Source organism: Enterobacter sp. HK-058-C-ECC (genome assembly GCF_047531125.1).
Lineage (GTDB): Bacteria > Pseudomonadota > Gammaproteobacteria > Enterobacterales > Enterobacteriaceae > Enterobacter > Enterobacter quasiroggenkampii.
In genome coordinates, this window is the sequence record NZ_JBLKCH010000002.1 from 26,292 (window position 1) to 47,829 (window position 21,538).

Genomic DNA, 21,538 nt, shown 5'->3' on the forward strand with positions numbered 1-21,538 from the left:
TCGCGCAAAATAAGTCTGAAAATAATGGGTGTTTTTTCCCAGGGATAGCTACATCCGTCTGGTGGACATATCCACAGGAATCCGTACACCTGCAAGGAGAGAAATATGAGTAACATAAAGGTTGTTGATGTCATCATTCGCAAAACGGCGGAGAAAACGAAATTAACCGGCGAAGGGAATTTGTCGGTCTCTATTTCATCCCCGAGCGTGATTGAAATCCAGGGTTCTGCTCAGGATGTGGCGCGTTATGTCCGTCAGGGGAAAGACCTCCTCATTTATATGAAAGATGGCAGCGTGATTCGCTGCAATAACTATTTTGTTGAAGATCCTGAAACGCATACTCAGTCAGAGCTGGTATTCAACGATCGTCAGGAACTGACGCATATTTCTTTTGCCGATGCCGGGGAAGCATCAGGCGTGGCGGTGACCGAGTTAACCGCGCAGGCCACACCGATTAGCAGCATTCAACCTTTCCTGGAGCAGGAAAGCGTCTTAAGCGATGCGCCGTGGGGCTGGATTGCGGGAGCTGCATTAGGCGGCGGTGCCATCGGGGCGCTGCTGGCAAACGGCGGCGACGGCGATACTAAAACAAAAGTTATTGATAATACGAAAGAGGTGGAAAGCGCCACGCCAACCTTCCTGCTGTCGGATAAAGCGGGCGACAAGCAGGGCGTGCTGACAGCAAACGCGATCACGGACGACAACACGCCAACCTTTAGCGGTACCGGTCAGCCGGGCGCGACGATCCAGATCAAAGACAGCAGCGGCAGCACCATCGCCAGCGCCATGGTGAGTAAAGAGGGCACCTGGACGGTAAAATTACCGACCCAGACGGACGGAGAACACACCTGGTCGGTGGTGCAGATCGATGGCAGTAAGACTACCGATGCGGGCAATATCACCGTAACGGTCTCGACCGCCGAGGCCGCCATTACGCTGGCCACCACGGCGGGCGATAACGTGCTTAACGCCAGCGAGCAATCCGCAGGCTTTACGCTCTCCGGCGCCAGCAAGAATCTGGCGCAGGGCACCGAACTTACCGTGACGCTGAACGGTAAAACTTACGCGGCCGTGGTGGGCGCTGACGGGACGTGGAGCGTTAACGTACCCGCGGCCGACGCGCAGGCGCTGGGCGATGGCACCTGGACGGTTAACGTCAGCGGCAAAGACGCGGCGGGTAACACCGTGAGCGGCAGCCAGACAATCGGCGTGGATACCGTCGCGCCAACCCTCTCTGTCGATACCCTCGCGCAGGACAACATCATTAATGCCGCCGAGCACAGCCAGCCGCTGACGCTGACCGGCAAAACGAATGCGGAAGCCGGTCAGATCGTCACAGTCACGCTGAACGGTAAAAACTACAACGCCACGGTGGGCAGCGACGGCACCTGGTCCGTCACGCTTGCCGCGAACGACGTGCAGGCGCTCAGCGAGGGCAATCACACCCTGACGGTGAACGTCAGCGACAAAGCGGGTAACGGCTCGTCTGTCACCGCCGATTTTGCGGTGGATACCACCGCGCCGGTCGTCACCATCGATACCGTGGCGGGCGACGATATTCTCAATACCAGCGAGCAGGGTCAGGCGCAGATTATCTCCGGGCAGGCAAACGGCGCCGCTGCGGGGGATGTGGTCACCGTGACCGTTGGCGGCCAGTCCTTCACCGGCGTGGTGCTGGCGGACGGCACCTGGAGCGTAGGCGTTCCGGCGTCCGTGCTGGGCGCGCTGGGGGAAGGTAACCATACGATTTCAGTTTCCGTGACCGACGCGGCAGGCAACACCGGCAGCGCCACACACGGCATTACGCTGAGCGGCAACCCGCCAGAATTTACGATTGATGCCATTAGCCAGGACAACGTGTTGAATGCTCAGGAGGCAATGCAACCGCTGAGCCTGACCGGCACCAGCAACCTGCCTGACGGCAGCGCCATCACCGTGACGCTGAACAACGTCAGCTATCAGGCCACCGTTGAAAACGGCATCTGGGCGGTCCAGGTGCCGGTTTCCGATGTACTGAATCTGGCGAACACCCTTTACACCGTCAGCGTCAGCGGTACTGACAGCGTGGGTAACAGCGGCTCTGCCGCGGCGACGCTGCTGGTGGATACCGTGCTGCCGCAGGTGATCATCAACACCTTTGCGGGGGACAACCTGGTCAATAACGCCGAAGCGGGTGTGGATCAAACGCTCAGCGGTCGCGTCACCGGCGCGGCGGCGGGCGATACCGTTTCTGTCACCGTGGGCGGCAAGAACTACATCGCCACGGTGGGCAGCGATCTGACCTGGAGCGTAAAAATCCCGTCAGCGGATCTTCAGGCGTTCGGCGACGGCGATTTAACCTTCACCGCGTCGGTGACCAATTCGCACGGCAATACCGGCACCGGCGAGCGCGATATCAACATCAACGCGCAGCTGCCGGGTCTGCGCGTGAACACCATTTCCGGCGATGACGTGGTCAACGCCATTGAGCAGCAGCAGGATCTGACCGTCACCGGCTCCAGCACCCATCTGGCTGCCGGCACGCAGATTACCGTCACCATCAATAACGTTGAGTACGTTACCGCGGTGAACGCCAGCGGCCACTGGCAGATCGGTGTCCCGACCGCGGACCTGCAGGCCTGGACCGCGGGAGAGGTGACGGTAAGCGTCAGCGCTGAAGATGCCTGGGGCAATACCGTTGCGGCTGAACACCCGATTGAACTCGATCTGAACGCCGTGGCGGTCACCATTGATACCGTCTCCGGCGACGACCTGCTGAATGCGGCAGAAAAAGGCGCCGATTTAACCCTATCCGGCCAGACGCAGGGCGTGGAGGCGGGGCAGACCGTGGTGGTGAAATTCGCCGACCAGACCTTTACCGCACAGGTGCAGCAGGACGGCTCCTGGAGCCTGACCGTGCCTGCCAGCGCCATGGAAACCCTGATCGACGGGCGCGCGCAGGTGAGCGTCAGCGTCACGAACGTCAATGGCAACAGTGCCGACGCGTCGCGCGTGATCACGGTGGATACGCTGCCGCCAGCGATTACGCTCGATAATCTGACCGCCGACAACATCATCAACGCGGCTGAGGCGCAGCAGGATTTAGCCTTGAGCGGCACCAGCAGTGCTGAAGCAGGCCAGACGGTCACCGTGACGCTGAACGGTAAAACGTATCAGACCACGGTCCAGACGGACGGTACCTGGCAGCTGATCGTTCCGGCGGCTGATGTCGGCGCCCTCAATGATGGCATCGTGACCGTGACGGCCACCGTGAGCGACGTGGCGGGCAATAGCAGCAGCGCCGACCGCGTGGGTTTGGTGGACGCGACCGTGCCGCAGGTGACCATTAACGACTTTGTCACCGACACTAACACCGTTAACCAGCTCGCCCATTCACAGGCGCAGATCCTGAGCGGCTCCGTCGCCGGTGCGGCAGCGGGCGACCTTGTGACCATTACCATTAACAGCGTCGATTACACCACCGTGGTGGATGCAGCGGGCAACTGGAGCCTTGGCCTGCCGGCGTCTGTCGTACAGGGGCTGACGGACGGCACCTGGACCATCGACGTCTCCGTGACCGACAGGTCCGGTAATACCGGTAGCACTTCGCTGGATGTGGTGGTGAATACCGTGGCGCCTGTCATCGGTATCAACACGCTGGCGGCAGACGACGTGATTAACGCGGTTGAGAAAGGCGAAGCTCTGCAGATTTCCGGCACCAGCAACCAGCCGGAAGGCACGACCATTACGGTGACCCTGAACGGCATACACTATACAGCCACCGCTGACGCCAGCGGCAACTGGAGCCTGACCGTTCCAGCGGCAAACGTCTCGGCGCTGGGCGAGGCGAATTACACCGTGACGGCGAGCGTCACCGATAGCGTAGGCAACAGCGCCTCAACCTCGCACGATGTGCTGGTGGACAGCTCGCTGCCGGTGGTAACGATCAACACGCTGGCGGGCGACAATATCGTTAACGCGGCGGAAGTGGCGGCGGGGCAAACCCTGTCCGGTAAGGTGACGAACGCGGCGGCAGGTGACACTGTCACGATTATCCTCGGCGGTCAGACATACACGGCAACCGTGCAGGACGATCTCACCTGGAGCCTGCCGTTAACGGAGAGTCAGTTCACCGCGCTCGGCAATGGCGATCTCACCGTATCGGCCAGTGTGACCAACGGCCACGGCAATACCGGCTCTTCTTCTCTCGACTTCACCATCGACGCCCAGCTTCCGGGGCTGCGTATTGATACGGTCGCAGGCGACGACGTGATTAACGTGATTGAACACGCGCAGAACCTGATTGTGTCCGGCACCAGCACCGATCTGGCGGCGGGCAGCGCCGTGACCGTGACCATCAACGGCAAAGCGTATTCCGCAACGGTGCTGGCGGACGGCTCCTGGCAGGCGGCGGTACCGGCGGCGGACGTGTCCCAGTGGGCGGATGGCTCGCTGGATATCAAGGCAAGCGCGCAGGATGCCTCCGGCAACCCGGTAACCATCGGGACCGTCGTGGACGTCGATCTCGCGCCGGTCGCCATCACCATCAGCAGCGTGACCGACGACAACGTGCTTAACGCGGCGGAAAAAGGCCAGGATCTGGTGCTGTCCGGTACGACATCCAACGTTGAAGCGGGCCAGACCGTCACCATCACCTTCGCAGGGAAAACGTATACCACGACGGTGGATGGCAACGGCGACTGGACCTGGACCGTTCCGGCTGCCGATCTGAGCGGCCTGAAAGAGGGCGACGCTAGCGTGCAGGTCAGCGTCACCAACGTGAACGGCAACACGGCCTCTTCGGCGCAGGCATTCAGCGTCGACACCACCGCGCCGACGGTGACCATCAACACCATCAGCGGCGATAATATGCTGAATGCGGCTGAGGCGGCGCAGGATCTGACCCTGAGCGGGACGTCTACGGCCGAAGCAGGCCAGACGGTCACCGTGACCTTCAACGGCAATCAGTACACCGCGCAGGTGCAGGCGGACGGCAGCTGGACGCTCGACGTGCCTGCGGCGGATCTGGCAGGCATTACCGACGGCAACGCGGCGGTCACGGCGACCGTGTCCGATAAAGCAGGTAACCCGGCCAGCGCGGGATCCTCGGTGCTGGTGGACACCACCGTGCCGCAGATCACCTTCAACATCGTTGCCGGCGACGACATCGTGAATATTGCCGAGCACGGTCAGGCGCTGATTGTCTCCGGTAAGGTGACGGGCGCGCAGGCGGGCGACGTGATTACCGTGACCCTGAACGGTAAAGACTACACCGCCATGCTGGACGCGTCCGGCAACTGGAGCGTGGGCGTTCCGGCGGCGGACGTGGGCGCGCTGGCCAATGGTGACCAGACGATCTCCGCGACCCTCACCGACAAAGCCGGTAACAGCGCCAGCGCGACGCACGAATTTGACGTCTCCCTGACCGCGCCGGTCATTGCCATCAATATCCTGGCGGTTGACGACGTGATCAACGCGACCGAGAAAGGCCAGGATCTGCAGGTATCCGGCACCAGTAACCAGCCGGACGGAACGACCATTACGGTGACCCTGAACGGAATCAGCTATACGGCCACCACCGACGCGAGCGGGAACTGGAGCGTGACCGTTCCGGCGGCAAACGTCTCGGTGCTGGGCGAAGCGAGCTACACCGTGACGGCGAGCGTGACTGACGCCGCGGGCAACAGCGCGAGCACCGGCCACAGCGTGCTGGTCGACAGCGCGCTGCCGCAGGTCACCATCAACCCGGTCGCCACGGATGATGTCATTAACGCCGCGGAAGTAGCTGCCGGGCAGACCCTGAGCGGGAAAGTGAGCGGTGCGGCGAGCGGTGACACTGTCACAATTTCCATCGGCGGCAATATCTATACTGCGACGGTTCAGGACGATCTGAGCTGGTCGGTCAACGTGCCGTCCTCGGTCTTAACCGCCATCGGTAACGGCGATCTGACGGTGTCAGCCAGCGTCACCAACGGCCACGGCAACACCGGCACCGGCGAGCGCGACATCAGCATCGACGCAAACCTGCCGGGCCTGCGCGTCGATACCGTGGCAGGCGACGATGTGATCAATAGCATTGAGCACGCTCAAAACCTGGTTATTACCGGCTCCAGCGACGGACTGGCGAGCGGCTCCGCGCTGACGGTCACCGTCAACGGCAAAACCTACGCGGCCACCGTACTGGCGGACGGCACCTGGACGGCGGCCATTCCGGCGGCAGACGTCAGCGCGCTCGGCGCGGGCACGGTTACCGTGACCGTGGAGGGGCAAAGCGCGGCGGGGAATCCGGTGACCATCAGCCATGACGTGAAGGTGGATCTGGCGGCAGTCGCCATCAGCATTAACCCGATTGCCTCTGACGACGTGATTAACGCGGCAGAGAAAGGCGCGGACCTGGTGCTGTCCGGCTCCACCACCAACGTGGAAGAAAACCAGACCGTTACCATCACCTTCGGCGGAAAGTCGTACACCGCGACGGTCGATGCCGACGGCAACTGGACGGCTACCGTACCGTCTGCCGACGTGGGCAGCCTGAAGGACGGCGACGCCAGCGTGCAGGTGAGCGTGACCAACGTGAACGGCAACAGCGCGTCGGCGGGCCGTGAGTACAGCGTGGACGCGACCGCGCCGACGGTGTCTATTGAAATCATCAGCGACAACAACATCATCAATGCGGCTGAAGCGCAGCAGGATCTGGTGATAAACGGCGTCACCAACGCCGAAGCGGGCCAGACCGTCACCGTGACCCTGAACGGTGTGGACTATACCACCACCGTGCAGGCCAACGGCAGCTGGAGCGTGACCGTGCCGTCCGCGGATCTCAACGGTATTACCGACGGGAACTACACCGTCAGCGCTGCCGTATCGGACAAAGCGGGCAACCCGGCCTCCGCGGATCGCGACGTGCTGGTGGATACCACCGTTCCACAGTTGACCATTCACACCGTGTCCGACGACGACGTGATCAACAGCGCCGAGCATGCGCAGGCCCTGATTGTCACCGGTTCCGTGACGGGCGCGGCGGCGGGCGACGTGGTCACGGTCACCCTCAACGGCAAATCGTACACCGCCACCCTGGAGGCCTCCGGCAACTGGAGCGTGGGCGTGCCTGCGGCGGACGTCACCGCGCTGGCCGCCGGGGATTACACTATTACCGCGGCGCTGACCGATAAAGCGGGCAACAGCAACAGCGCCACGCACGGCGTGGAGGTGAACCTGACCGCGCCGGGGCTGACCATTGACACCGTTTCCGGTGACGATGTGATCAACAATACAGAGAAAACCCAGGATCTGACCCTCTCCGGTACGGCTTCCGGCCTGGCGGCAGGCGCGGTGGTGACCGTGATGCTGAACGGCAAAGCGTACAGCGCGCAGGTGGACGATAACGGAAAATGGATCACCACCGTTCCGGCGAGCGAGGTCGGTCAGCTGGGCGAGGCGCTTTACACCGTCACCGCCTCGGCCACGGACAGCGTCGGCAACAGCACCAGCGCGTCGCACACGGTAAACGTGGAGTCCGTTCTGCCTGGCGTGATCGTCAACACCATTGCGGGCGACGACGTCATTAACGCGGCGGAGCTGGCAGCCGGCCAGACCATCAGCGGTAAGGTGGTGAATGCCGAAGCGGGCAATACCGTGACCGTGACGATTGGCGGTAATATCTACACCGCAACGGTGCAGAGCGATCTTACCTGGTCCGTTAACGTGCCGTCGGACGTGCTGACTGCGCTGGGTAACGGCGATTTAACGGTGTCGGCCAGCGTGACCAACGGCGTGGGCAACAGCGGATCCGCTGAGCGCGATATCACTATCGACGCTAACCTGCCGGGCCTGCGCGTGGATACCGTGGCGGGTGACGACGTGATCAACAGCATCGAACACGGGCAGAACCTGATTATCACCGGCACCAGCGACGGGCTGGCGGCGGGCGCGGCGCTGACCGTGACCGTCAACGGCAAAACCTATCCGGCGACCGTGCTGGCGGACGGCACCTGGCGCGCGGCGATCCCGGCTGCGGACGTGGGTGCGCTGAATGCAGGCACGGTCACCGTGACCGTGGCAGGCCAGAGCAGCGCCGGTAATCCGGTCTCCATCAGCCATGATGTGACGGTGGACCTGGCGACCGTTGCCATCAGCATCGATGCGATTGCCGCCGACGACGTGATTAATGCCGCCGAGAAGGGCGCGGATCTGGTGCTCTCCGGGGCGACCTCAAACGTTGAGGAAAACCAGACCGTTACCATCACCTTCGGCGGCAAGAGCTACACCGCGACCGTAGGCGCCGACGGCAAATGGACGGCCACGGTGCCAGCCGCCGACCTGGCGGGTCTGAAAGACGGCGACGCCAGCGTGCAGGTGAGCGTCACCAACGTGAACGGCAACAGCGCCTCGGCGGGCCGCGAGTACAGCGTGGATGCGACCGCGCCGAGCGTGACCATTAACACCCTGGCGACGGACGACATCCTTAATGCCGCCGAAGCGAAGAGCGATCTGACCGTGTCCGGTACCAGTACCGCCGAAGCGGGCCAGACGGTTACCGTATCGCTGAACGGCAAAGACTACACCACAACCGTCAGCGCGGATGGCAACTGGACGCTGAACGTTCCGGCGGCCGATCTGGCAGGATTAACCGACGGCAGCGTCACCGTGACCGCAAACGTCAGCGACAAGGCGGGTAACCCGGCGTCCGTGGACCACAACCTGACGGTAGATATCACCGTGCCTGCGGTGAACATCAATACCGTGGCGGGCGACGATGTCATTAACATCGCAGAACACGGCCAGGCGCAAATCATCAGCGGCACCGCCACCGGCGCAGCCGCGGGTGATAAGGTCACCGTCACCATCGGCGGCCAGACGTACACCACCGTGCTGGACGCGGCGGGGAACTGGAGCGTGGGCGTTCCGGCGAGCGTGATTTCCGGCCTCAGCGACGGCACTGTGACCGTGACTGCGTCCGTCACCGACGCGGCGGGCAACACCGGCACCGGTACGCATAGCGTGACCGTCGATACCGGCCTGCCATCGGTCAGCTTCAACGCCATCAGCGGTGACAACGTGCTGAATGCGGTGGAAAAAGGTCAGGATCTGAGCGTGAGCGGCACCAGCGCCAACCTGGCGGAAGGCACCGTGGTGACCGTGACCCTGAACGGCAAAAACTACACGGCGACGACCGCGGCAGACGGCACCTGGAGCCTGACGGTTCCGGCGGCGGATCTGGCCGGTCTGGGTCAGGCCAACTACACCCTGAATGCGACCGCCACCAACGGGGTGGGCAACAGCGTGAGCAACACCGCGAACCTGCTGGTAGACACCGCGCTGCCGGGCGTCACCATCAACACCATCGCGGGCGATAACGTTATCAACGCGGCGGAAGTGGCCGCGGGCCAGACCCTCAGCGGCAAGGTAACGAACGCGGAAGCGGGCAATACCGTCACCGTGACCATTGGCGGCAACAGCTACACCGCAACGGTGCAGAACGACCTGACCTGGTCCGTCAACGTGCCGTCTGACGTGCTGACCGCGCTGGGCAACGGCAGCCTGAGCGTGACGGCGACCGTCACCAACGGCCACGGCAACACCGGCACCGGCGAGCGCGAGATCGCGATCGACGCTAACCTGCCGGGCCTGCGCGTCGATACCGTCGCGGGCGACAACGTGGTCAACAGCATTGAGCATGCGCAGAACCTCATTGTTACCGGCTCCAGCGACGGGCTGGCACCGGGCACGGCGCTGACCGTCACCATCAACGGCAAAGACTATGCGGCCACGGTGCTGGCGGATGGCAGCTGGAGCGCGGCGATCCCGGCTGCTGACGTGAGCGCGTGGCCGGAAGGCACCGTCAAAATCAGCGTCACTGGCGACAGCGCTGCGGGCAATCCGATTACCATCAGCCACGATGTGACGGTAGATCTGGCGACCGTTGCCATCAGCATCAATGCGATTGCCACCGACGACGTGATTAACGCGGCGGAGAAGGGCGCGGATCTGGTGCTGTCCGGTGCGGTCATCAACGTGGAAGCCGGGCAGACCGTGACCATCAGCCTGAACGGCAAAATCTATAGTGCGACAGTGGACGACAGCGGCAACTGGACCTGTACCGTACCGTCTGCGGATCTGGCTGGCCTGAAGGACGGCGACGCCAGCGTGCAGGTGAGCGTCACCAACGTGAACGGCAACAGCGCCTCGGCGGGCCGCGAGTACAGCGTGGATGCGACCGCGCCGAGCGTGACCATCAACACCCTGGCGACGGACGACATTCTTAATGCCGCCGAAGCGAAGAGCGATCTGACCGTGTCCGGCAGCAGCTCTGCCGAAGCGGGCCAGACGGTGACCGTGTCGCTGAATGGCAAAGACTACACCACCACCGTCAGCGCGGACGGTAGCTGGACGCTGAACGTCCCGGCGGCTGATGTTGCGGCCCTGACGGACGGCAGTGTGACCGTTACCGCAAGCGTCAGCGACAAGGCGGGTAACCCGGCGTCCGTTGATCACAACCTGACGGTGGACGTCACCGTTCCGGCGGTGACCATCAACACCGTGGCGGGTGACGATGTGATTAACGTGGCTGAACACAGTCAGGCACACGTTATCAGCGGCACCGCCACCGGCGCGGCAGCGGGCGATAAGGTGACCGTCACCATCGGCGGCCAGACGTACACCACCGTGCTGGACGCGGCGGGTAACTGGAGCGTGGGCGTACCGGCAAGCGTGATTTCCGGCCTCAGCGACGGCACCGTGACCGTGACTGCGTCCGTCACCGACGCGGCGGGCAACACCGGCACCGGCAGCCATAACGTGACCGTCGATACCGGCCTGCCGTCCGTGGCCTTCAACGCCATCAGCGGTGACAACGTGCTGAATGCGGTGGAGAAAGGTCAGGATCTGAGCGTGAGCGGCACCAGCGCCAACCTGGCGGAAGGCACCGTGGTGACCGTGACCCTGAACGGCAAAAACTACACGGCGACGACCGCCGCAGACGGCACCTGGAGCCTGACGGTCCCGGCGGCGGATCTGGCGAGCCTGGGCGAAGCCAACTACACCCTGAGCGCGGCCGCGACCAACGGCGTGGGCAACAGTGTGAGCAACACCGCGAATCTGCAGGTGGATACCGCGCTGCCGGGCGTCACCATCAACACCATCGCGGGCGATAACGTTATCAACGCGGCGGAAGTGGCCGCGGGCCAGACCCTCAGCGGCAAGGTAACGAACGCGGAAGCGGGCAATACCGTCACCGTGACCATTGGCGGTAACACCTACACCGCGACGGTGCAGAGCGATCTGACCTGGTCCGTGAACGTGCCGGAGTCCGTCCTGACGGCGCTGGGCAATGGCGATTTGACCGTGTCAGCAACCGTCACCAACGGCCATGGCAATACCGGGACCGGCGAGCGCGAGATCGCGATCGACGCTAACCTGCCGGGCCTGCGCGTCGATACCGTCGCGGGCGACGATGTGATTAACAGCATCGAACATACTCAAAACCTGATCGTCTCCGGCACCAGCGACGGGCTGGCGGCAGGCACAACGCTCACCGTGACCGTCAATGGCAAAACCTATGCGGCCTCCGTGCTGGCAGACGGTTCCTGGAGCGCGGCGATCCCGGCGGCAGACGTCGCGGCCTTCGCAGCAGGTACGGTCACCGTGACCGTTGCAGGCCAGAGCGCGGCGGGCAACCCGGTGACCATCAGCCATGACGTGACCGTCGATCTGGCGGCGGTTGCCATCAGCATCAATGCGATTGCCACCGACGACGTGATTAACGCGGCGGAGAAAGGTGTGGATCTGGTGCTCTCCGGCAGCACCTCGAACGTGGAGGAAAACCAGACCGTTACGGTTAGCTTCGGCGGCAAGACGTACACCGCGAAGGTGGATGCTGACGGTAACTGGACGGCCACCGTGCCGTCCGCGGATCTCGCGGGCCTGAAAGACGGTGACGCCAGCGTGCAGGTGAGTGTCACCAACGCGCACGGCAACAGCGCGTCGGCGGGCCGGGAGTACAGCGTGGACGCGACTGCGCCAACCGTGACCATTGATACGGTCGCAGGCGATAACGTGATTAACGGCAGCGAAGCGGCTGCGGGCGTTGCTATCTCCGGCACCACCACGGCGGAAGCCGGGCGGACGGTCACCGTGACGCTGGGCGGTAAGAGCTATACCGCGCAGGTGCAGCAGGGCGGCGTCTGGAGCGTGAACGTTCCGGGCAGCGATCTGGCCGCACTGGCGGATAGCGGCTACACCGTGCAGGTGAGCGTGAGCGACGCGGCGGGGAACCCGGGCAGCGCGGGTAAGACGATTACGCTTGATACCACGCCGCCGACCGTCAGCTTTAACGTGGTGGCGGGCGATGACGTGATTAACAGCGTGGAGCACGGCCAGGCGCAGATCGTCAGCGGGTCGGCAACCGGCGCGAACGTCGGGGATAAAGTGGTTATCACCCTCGGTTCGCACCAGTACACCACTAACGTTGACGCCAGCGGCAACTGGAGCGTGGGCGTTCCGGCCAGCGTGATTTCCGCCCTGACCGACGGCACCGTGACCCTCAGCGCGACCATTACCGACAGCGCGGGTAACAGCAGCACCCAGACCCATGACGTGGTGGTCAACACCGCCTCCGTGGCGCTGACGGTGAACACCGTTAGCGGTGACGACGTCATCAACGCGGCTGAAGCCGGTTCGTCACTGGTGATTAACGGCTCCAGCGCGCAGCTCGCCAGCGGGACCCAGGTCACCGTGACCCTGAACGGCAAGACCTATACCGCCACGATTCAGAACGACGGCACCTGGACGACCACCGTACCGGCCGCCGACGTGGGCGCCCTGGCCGATGGCGCGCGCTATCAGGTGTCCGTATCGGCACAGGACAGCGCGGGCAACAGCGCGTCGGCAACGCACGGCATCAGCGTGGATACTACTGCGCCGGTGGTGAGCATTGGGACGCTGTCGGTTGACGACATGCTGAACGCCGCGGAAGCGCAGCAGCCGCTGACCGTGCACGGATCTTCCAGCGCGGAGGCGGGTCAGACCGTTACCGTGACGCTGGGCGGAAAAACCTACACTGCGCTTGTCGGCAGCGACGGCACCTGGACGCTCGACGTGCCGGCAGCCGACCTGGCCGCCCTGAGCCAGGGCGCGCTGACGGTCACTGCCTCCGTCAACGATAAAGCGGGTAATAACGGCCAGACCACGCACACCTTAACAGTGGATACCGTTGCGCCAACCGTAACCATCAGCACTGTGGCCGATGACGATATCGTCAACAACGCGGAGCAGCTGGCGGGCCAGACCATCCGCGGCACGACCACGGCGGAACAGGGCCAGACGGTGACCGTCTCCTTCAACGGGCACAGCTATCAGGCGACCGTCGGGGCGGACGGATCGTGGTCGGTCTTCGTGCCGGGCCGTGATTTCCTCGGCCTGAGCGACGGGGAGTACACCATCACCGCGTCGGTAAGCGACAAGGCGGGCAACCCGGGCAGCGCAACGCACGACGTGACGCTGAACGGCGATGTTCCGACCATCACCATTAACACCTTTGCGCAGGACGATATCGTCAACGCCGCCGAGCATGGCACGCCGCTGGTTATCAGCGGCACCACCGATGCGCCGGCAGGCCAGACGGTGACCATCACGCTGAACGGTAAAACCTATGCGGCTACCGTCCAGAATGACGGTACCTGGAGCTACACGGTGGGAAGCGCTGACGTGACCGCGCTGGCAGACGGCGGCTCGTACGTGATTAACGCGCAGGTCAGCAATACCATCGGCAACAGCGCCAGCGATAACCATACCGTCACGGTCGATCTGACCGCGCCGTCGATGGGGATCGCTATTGATTCGCTGCAAAACGACACCGGCCTGAGCGCAACGGATTTCATCACCAACGACAGCCAGGTCGTCGTCAACGGCTCGCTGACCGCGCAGCTCGGCAATAACGAGAAGGCGCAGATCAGCCTCGACGGCGGCGTCACCTGGATTGACCTGACCGTGACCGGCACCACCTGGCGCTACGCCGATGGCCGCACCCTGACGGACGGGACGTATCAGTACCAGGTCCGCGTGATTGATAACGCAGGCAACGTGGGGGCCACGGACAGCCAGGACGTGGTGATTGACCTGACGAAGCCTGCGGCAACCACCATTACCGTGGATTCCATTACGCAGGATACCGGCCTGTCCGGCAGCGACTTTATCACCAGCGACAACCAGATCAGCCTGAAAGGGACGCTGGGCGCGGCGCTGGGCAGCGGCGACCACGCGCAGATCAGCCTTGACGGGGGCGTCACCTGGACCGACGTCAGCGTCAGCGGCCTGAGCTGGACGTATGTCGATGGCCGCACGCTGGCCGACGGGGATTACAACTACCAGCTGCGCGTGATTGACGATGCGGGCAACATCAGCGCCACCGCCAGCCAGGTGGTGACCATTGATACCGTTGCGCCGGACGCCAGCAAAACGATCGCCATCGACAGCATCAGCGACGATACCGGCCTGAGCAGCAGCGACTTTATCACTCGCGACACGTCCCTGACGTTGCACGGCTCGCTCGGCGCGACGCTGGCCGACGGCGAATACGCCCAGATTAGCATCGACGGCGGCGTCACCTGGCAGAACGTGATCGTCACCGGCAACAGCTGGTACTACGTCGATAGCCGCACGCTGGGTAACCAGACCTATGACTACTACGTCCGCGTGGTGGATGCCGCCGGTAACGTGGGGGCCAGCGCCCATCAGCAGGTGACCGTCGATACGGTCGCCCCGGATGCGGCGATTACGGTGACCGTGGATAACATCACCGTCGATACCGGCTTCGACAATAACGACTTCCTGACCAGTTCGACCTCGTACACGCTGCACGGAACGCTCGGCGCAGAACTCGGCGCGGGTGAATTCGTGCAGGTGAGCATGGACGGCGGCACGACCTGGGTATACGCCACCGTAAGCGGGACGCAGTGGAGCTACAGCGACACGCGTACCCTGACCGACGGCAGCCATAACTACCAGGTGCGGGTCGTTGACCTGGCGGGGAACGTTGGAGCCACCACCTCGCAGGCGGTGACGGTGGATACGCAGGCGCCGCAGTACGGCGTCACTATCGACAGCATCAGCGAAGATACCGGCCAGTCCGGCAGTGATTTCATCACCATGGACACCACGCTGACCATCAACGGTTCGCTGGGCAGCGCGCTGGCAAGCGATGAGCGCGTACAGATCAGCCTCGACGGTGGGAATACCTGGCTCGATGCCACGGTCACCAACCAGCGCTGGAGCTACACCGATACCCGCGATCTGCCTGACGGGGACTACACCTACCAGGTGCGGATTATCGACCAGGCGGGCAACGTGGGTTCCACCGCGTCTCAGGTCGTCACGGTAGACACCACGCCGCCGACCACGGTTGGCACGGTCGTGAGCTACACCGACGGCGAAGGCGAGCGTCAGGGCACCTTTGGCAGCGCGGTGGCAACGGACGATAACTCGCCGCTGATCAACGGGACGCTTAACCGCGCCCCGGATGACGGCGAGATCGTGCAGCTTTACCGTGACGGGGTCCTGCTCGGCCAGGTGACCATGAACGGCAGCGCAAGCTGGTCCTTCCAGGACAACGGCCTGAGCGACGGGAATCACACCTACATCGTGCGCGTCACCGACAGGGCCGGAAACTACACGGAATCCGACGGCTTCGTGCTGAACGTTGATACCAGCATCCCGACCACCACGGCGGCGATTACCGCGCAGACCACGTCTGATACCACGCCGATCGTCACCGGTACCGTCTCCGCTGACCTGGTGAACGGTGAATATCTGGTGGTGACGGTGAACGGCAAAACCTACACCTCCCAGACCGGCGGCGCGGTGGTGGTCGACCCGGATCATAACACCTGGTATCTGCAGATCCCGGACGGCGATGCGCTGGGCGTGGCGAGCTACAGCGTGACCGCGCAGGTGAAGAGCAGCGCGGGTAACGGCAATACCACGGGTACGGCGACCGGTAGCCTGGTGATTGATACCACCTCGGTGAACACCGACTGGGCAACCACGGCGGGGAACAGCAACAACTCCACCATGACCCTCGGCATGAACAGCAGCGGTCTGTGGAATATCATCGCTAACGGCCAGTCTTACTCCAGCAGCGATAGCTCGACCTATGCCGGCAATACGCTGACTAACACCCGTAACTACTACGTGGTGAGCCAGACCGCCGCCGACTTTGACCGTAACGGCACGCAGGACATTTTCGCGACGGAAAATACCTACGCCGGGTCAACGCAGGTGATGTGGACCTACGATGGCAGCACCTATAACGCCAGTCAGCTGGCAATGGGGACCACCATCTGGTACGGCGGTGTGATTGCGTACGATAAAACCGGGGATGGGTATCTGGATCTGGCGTACGGCGATGCCGGTATGGACTCCCTGACCTATCTGGTGAACAACAAGGGTGTCCTGTCGCCGGACGGCACCGGTGGAGAAGGCGGTTTCTACGGCCAGTTTGATTCCGGGCGCGAAATCTCCGGCGTTGACCTGAACAACGACGGTACGGTGGATATTGTTCAGCACACCAACCGCAGCGGCGCGTACTCGTTAACCGTGATCAACAACAACGGTAACGGGACGTTATCCATCGGTCAGAACCTGACGAACGTGTTTGTGGCTAACGCCTCGAATACCACCACGGCGGCGTCCATGACGTGGGCAGACTTCAACGGCGATGGCTACATGGATCTGTACCTGGGCAGCAGCTACAACAACAACGGCGGGGTGATCTACTACAACGACGGTACCGGGAAGCTCTCGGCCACCAAGAGCGCGGTCGAGGCCTCTAACGCAGCGGCGGGCTATCTGTCGGTGGCGGTGGACTGGAACGGTGACGGGCAGATGGACATCATCAAGCTCAGCACCTACGGCGGCTCGCAGACGGCGACCCTGTTCACCAACAACGGCTACGGCTCCACCTGGACCTCAAGCCAACTGGCGTCCGGCATTGCTTACGCCACCGGCGTGGCGGCAGTGGACTACAACTGGGACGGCGCGCAGGATCTGCTGGTCTCTCAGCAGAACGGCAAGGTGGTGCTGGTGCAAAACAGCAAAACCATTGCTGATGGCACCGCGATGCATCTGCACATTGTCGACAGCGAGGGCATCAACGCCTACTACGGCAATACGGTCAACCTGTACAACGCCGCGGGCGTGCTGGTGGCCTCGCAGATCATTAACGCCCAGTCCGGTATCGGGTCGAACGACACCTCCGCGCTGGTGAGCTTCTACGGGCTGGATCCGAATGAAACCTATTCGGCCGAGATCCTGAAGATCACCAACGGCGTGTCGGATAACGTCACCTGGAGCGGTCTGGAAGCGGGCAACGGCAAAGAGGGCTACGTCCTGACGGCCGAAGCGGCCACAGGCGGCCACAGCGGAACCATTACCGGAACCGGGTATAACGACACCTTTATCGCAGAGCAGGGTACCTATACCTACAACGGTTCCGGCGGCTGGACTACCCATTCCGACCATGACACCTGGAGCAACACCGGTGGGATGGACGTGGTGGATTACCGCAATGCGACGTCTGGCGTGACCGTGGACCTGCGCCTCTCAACCGCGCAGGACACCGGCTTCGGCACCACGCGTCTGCTGAACATTGAAGGGATTAACGGCTCGGATTACGACGACGTCATCACCGGCAACAGCGGTGATAACCGGTTCGAAGGCCGCGGCGGAAACGACACCTTCAACATCGGCAGCGGCGGTCACGATACGCTGCTCTACAAGCTGATCAACGCCTCGGATGCCACGGGCGGTAACGGTCACGACGTGGTGAACGGCTTTACGGTCGGCACCTGGGAAGGGACGGCGGACACGGATCGTATTGACCTGCGCGATCTGCTTTCCGGCAGCGGCTATACCGGCACGGGCTCGGCGAGCTATGTGAACGGCGTGGCCACGCTGGACAGCAGCGCGGGCAATATCAGCGATTACATCCGCGTGGTGCAGAACGGCAGCAATACCGAGATCCAGGTTGACCTGGACGGTACCGGCGGTCAGTTCTCGCCAACCACCCTGGTGACGCTGAACGGCGTGCAGACGGATCTGGCGACGCTGCTGGCGAACCATCAACTGTTAATTGCGTAAAACAACGCCGCGGGGAGCGATCCCCGCGGCCTTTTGGCGTTTCTTTACACGAATTGCGTTAACCCGGAGATTATGAAGACACATCCACAGTACGAACCCTGGCTGCAGGGCATGCTCATCATCGCGAAGCACTACCGGCTGGACTTTTCGGTGGAGCACGTTCGGGTCACGATTAACCATGAAAGCCAGTCGCCGCGCCAGCTGGTGCTGGAGGAGATGGCGCGCCAGCTTGGGCTGGGGATGCGTGTGGTGGCGGCGGAAGCGGTCTCCCTCGATCCGTGGCGTCTGCCGCTGCTGGCAGAATTCACCGGCGGGCAGATTGCGGTGATCAACCGCATGGACAACGAAGGCAACGTCAGCCTGCAGTTCAGCGGCGACGGCGGCCTGGAGACGACGCTGACGCGCGAGGCGCTCGGGTCGCGATTAAAGGGCCTGATGGTGCTGCGCCCGCTCGAGTCCACGCCGGATGCCCGCGTGGATGACTACATCAAACCGTATGAGAAAAACTGGTTCTGGCAGCTGGCGCTGAAGGACTGGCGACGCTACAGCGACATTATGCTGGTGGCGCTGGTCGCCAACGTGCTGGCGCTTTCCGGCATGGTCTTCTCCATGCAGGTCTACGACAGGGTGGTACCATCGCAGTCAGAAGCCACGCTGTGGGTGCTGTTTGGCGGCGTGATGATTGCCATCGTGTTCGAATTCATCATGCGCATGCTGCGTGTGCACATTTCTGACGTGGTAGGGAAGCGCGCCGATCTGCGCATCTCTGAACGCGTCTTTGCCCACGCGCTGCGGATTAAAAACGGCGCACGCTCGAAATCAACCGGATCGTTTATCGCGCAGATCCGCGAGCTGGAGTCGGTGCGCGAGCTGATCACCTCGACGACCATTGCGGCCCTCTCCGATCTGCCGTTCTTCCTGCTGTTCGTCTTCATTCTGTGGATGATTGGCGGTCCGCTGGTGCTGGTGGTCCTGCTCGCCGTGCCGCTGTTGCTTATTCCGGGCCTGCTGGTGCAGCGCCCGCTGGGGAAACTCTCCAGCGAAGGGATGCGTGAATCCGCCATTCGCAACGCCACGCTGGTGGAAGCGGTGCAGGGCATTGAAGACATCAAGCTGATGCGCGCCGAGCAGCGTTTCCAGAATCAGTGGAATAACACCAACGACGTTGCCGCCAGCGTCGGCATGAAGCAGCGCTGGCTGACGGGCCTGCTGCTTACCTGGACCCAGGAGGTGCAGTCCATTGTTTACGCAGTGGTGCTGCTGGTGGGCTGTTACCTGGTCATCAGCGGCGACATGACCACCGGTGCGCTGGTGGGTACCTCGATTCTGGCGTCGCGGACCATTGCGCCGCTGTCGCAGATCTCAGGCGTGCTCTCGCGCTGGCAGTCGGCAAAAGTTGCCCGTAAGGGGCTGGACGACCTGATGCAGCGGCCGATTGACGATCCGCAGCACGGCAAGAAGGTGCACAAAGCCCACCTGCGCGGCGATTATGCGCTTGAGGACGTGGGGTTTTACTACGACGAGGAAGAGAAACTCACCGTGCTCAACATCAGCAAGCTGCAGATCCGCGCCGGAGAGCGTGTGGCGGTGCTCGGGCGCAATGGCTCCGGCAAAAGCACGCTGTTACAGCTTCTGGCGGGCATGCAGGAGCCGCAGCAGGGCAGCATTCTGCTGGACGATATTGCCCTCAATCACCTCGACCCGGCCGACGTGCGTCGCGACATGCAGCTGCTGAGCCAGCAGGCCCGTCTGTTCTTTGGCTCCGTGCGGGACAACATCCTGATGGGTAACCCGCTGGCGACCGACGATGAGATTCACCAGGCGCTGGTCAACAGCGGCGCGCTGGAGTTTGTGCGCAAACAGAAAATGGGGCTGAACACTATCATCAACGAGGGCGGAACGGGACTCTCGGGCGGACAGCGTCAGGCGCTGCTGCTGGCGCGCGCCCTGATCACCTCGCCGACTATTCTGCTGCTGGACGAGCCTACCGCCTGGCTGGACGAAATGAGCGAGAAGCAGTTTATTCAGCATCTTCACACATGGCTGGGTAAGCGCCGCACGCTGGTGGTGGCGACGCATCGCCTGCCGATTCTGGACCTGGTCGACCGCATCATCGTGCTGGAAAACGGCAAGGTGGTGATGGACGGCCCGCGCGACGCCATCCTGCACCAGCATGGTATGGCGCCGCAAAAGACAGCGCAGCGCACCGTGACCATGAAACCGGCGGCGGTTGCAGAGGAGGGGGCGGCATGAATGATTTCTCCCGTTTTAATAGCCGACTGAAGGAGCCGCGCCTTCCGCGCTCTACCCTAGTGGCATGGTCCCTGTTCGCCCTGCTGGTGGTGTTTATCGCCTGGGCGAGCCTGTTCCATCTTGATGAGGTGACGACAGGCAGCGGCAAGGTGATACCGTCTTCGCATGAGCAGGTCATCCAGTCCCTGGAAGGCGGCATTATCCACAGCCTGATGGTGCGCGAAGGCGACATCGTCGAGCGCGGCCAGCAGCTCGCGCAGCTTGATCGGACAAAAACCGAGTCGAGCGTGCTGGAGAGCGAGTCGCGTCTGAATGCGGCGCTGGCCACGGCGGCACGCCTGAAGGCCGAAGTTAACGACACGGAGCTGACGTTTCCCGAGGAGCTGGATGACGACGTTGAGCTGGTTAAGCAGGAAACGGCGCTCTATCAGTCCCGTCGCGAGAGCCTTGAAAAAGGGCTGGCGGGTTTACGTCAGGGTGCCGAGCTGGTGCAGCGTGAGCTGTCGTTGACCCGTCCGCTGGTGACCCAGGGGGCGGCCAGCAAGGTGGAGGTGCTGCGTCTTGAGCGTCAAAAAAATGAGCTTGAGAATAAAATCACCGAGATGAAAAACCAGTATTACGTCCGCGCCCGCGAAGAGCTGGCGAAAGCCAATGCGGAGATCGAAGCCCAGCGTTCGGTGATGAAGGGGCGGGAAGACTCTCTGACCCGACTGACCTTCAATGCGCCGGTTCGCGGGATCGTGAAGGATATTGACGTCACGACCGTGGGCGGCGTCATCCCGCCGAACGGCAAGCTGATGAGTCTGGTTCCGCTTGACGATCAGATGGTGGTAGAAGCGAAAATTTCGCCGCGCGATGTGGCGTTTATCCATCCCGGCCAGAAGGCGCTGGTGAAAGTGACGGCCTATGACTACTCCATTTACGGTGGGCTGGAAGGGGAAGTGACCATGATTTCGCCGGACACCCTGCAGGATGAGGTGAAAAGAGATGTTTATTACTATCGCGTCTATATTCGTACCGACAGTAACCATCTGACCAATAAGCAAGGTCAGGAATTTCCGGTCTTTCCGGGCATGATTGCCACCGTTGATATCAAAACCGGCAGCAAAACTATTCTGGATTATCTGTTGAAACCGCTGAACAAGGCAAAAGAGGCGCTGCGGGAAAGATAAGT

At 62.5% G+C, this 21,538-nt stretch carries 3 protein-coding genes; all 3 read left to right on the forward strand.

The window, feature by feature from the left end; genetic code table 11:
- The first annotated feature begins 105 nt into the window (after positions 1 to 105).
- The 3 genes from ACMWJS_RS04270 to ACMWJS_RS04280 all read left to right on the forward strand — a co-directional run bounded on the left by ACMWJS_RS04270 (position 106) and on the right by ACMWJS_RS04280 (position 21,536).
- Positions 106 to 18,111 (forward strand): Ig-like domain-containing protein, encoded by an 18,006-nt coding sequence (locus tag ACMWJS_RS04270; RefSeq protein WP_414746670.1) that lies wholly within the window; start codon positions 106 to 108, stop codon positions 18,109 to 18,111.
- A 72-nt stretch (positions 18,112 to 18,183) separates the two neighbouring features.
- Positions 18,184 to 20,364, forward strand: coding sequence for a type I secretion system permease/ATPase (locus ACMWJS_RS04275; RefSeq protein ID WP_048030549.1), 2,181 nt, complete (start codon positions 18,184 to 18,186; stop codon positions 20,362 to 20,364).
- A complete protein-coding gene (locus tag ACMWJS_RS04280) occupies positions 20,361 to 21,536 on the forward strand; it encodes an HlyD family type I secretion periplasmic adaptor subunit (RefSeq protein WP_045910492.1) in 1,176 nt (391 codons plus the stop codon). Before ACMWJS_RS04275 ends, ACMWJS_RS04280 begins: the two co-directional genes overlap by 4 nt.
- The last annotated feature ends 2 nt before the right edge of the window (positions 21,537 to 21,538 follow it).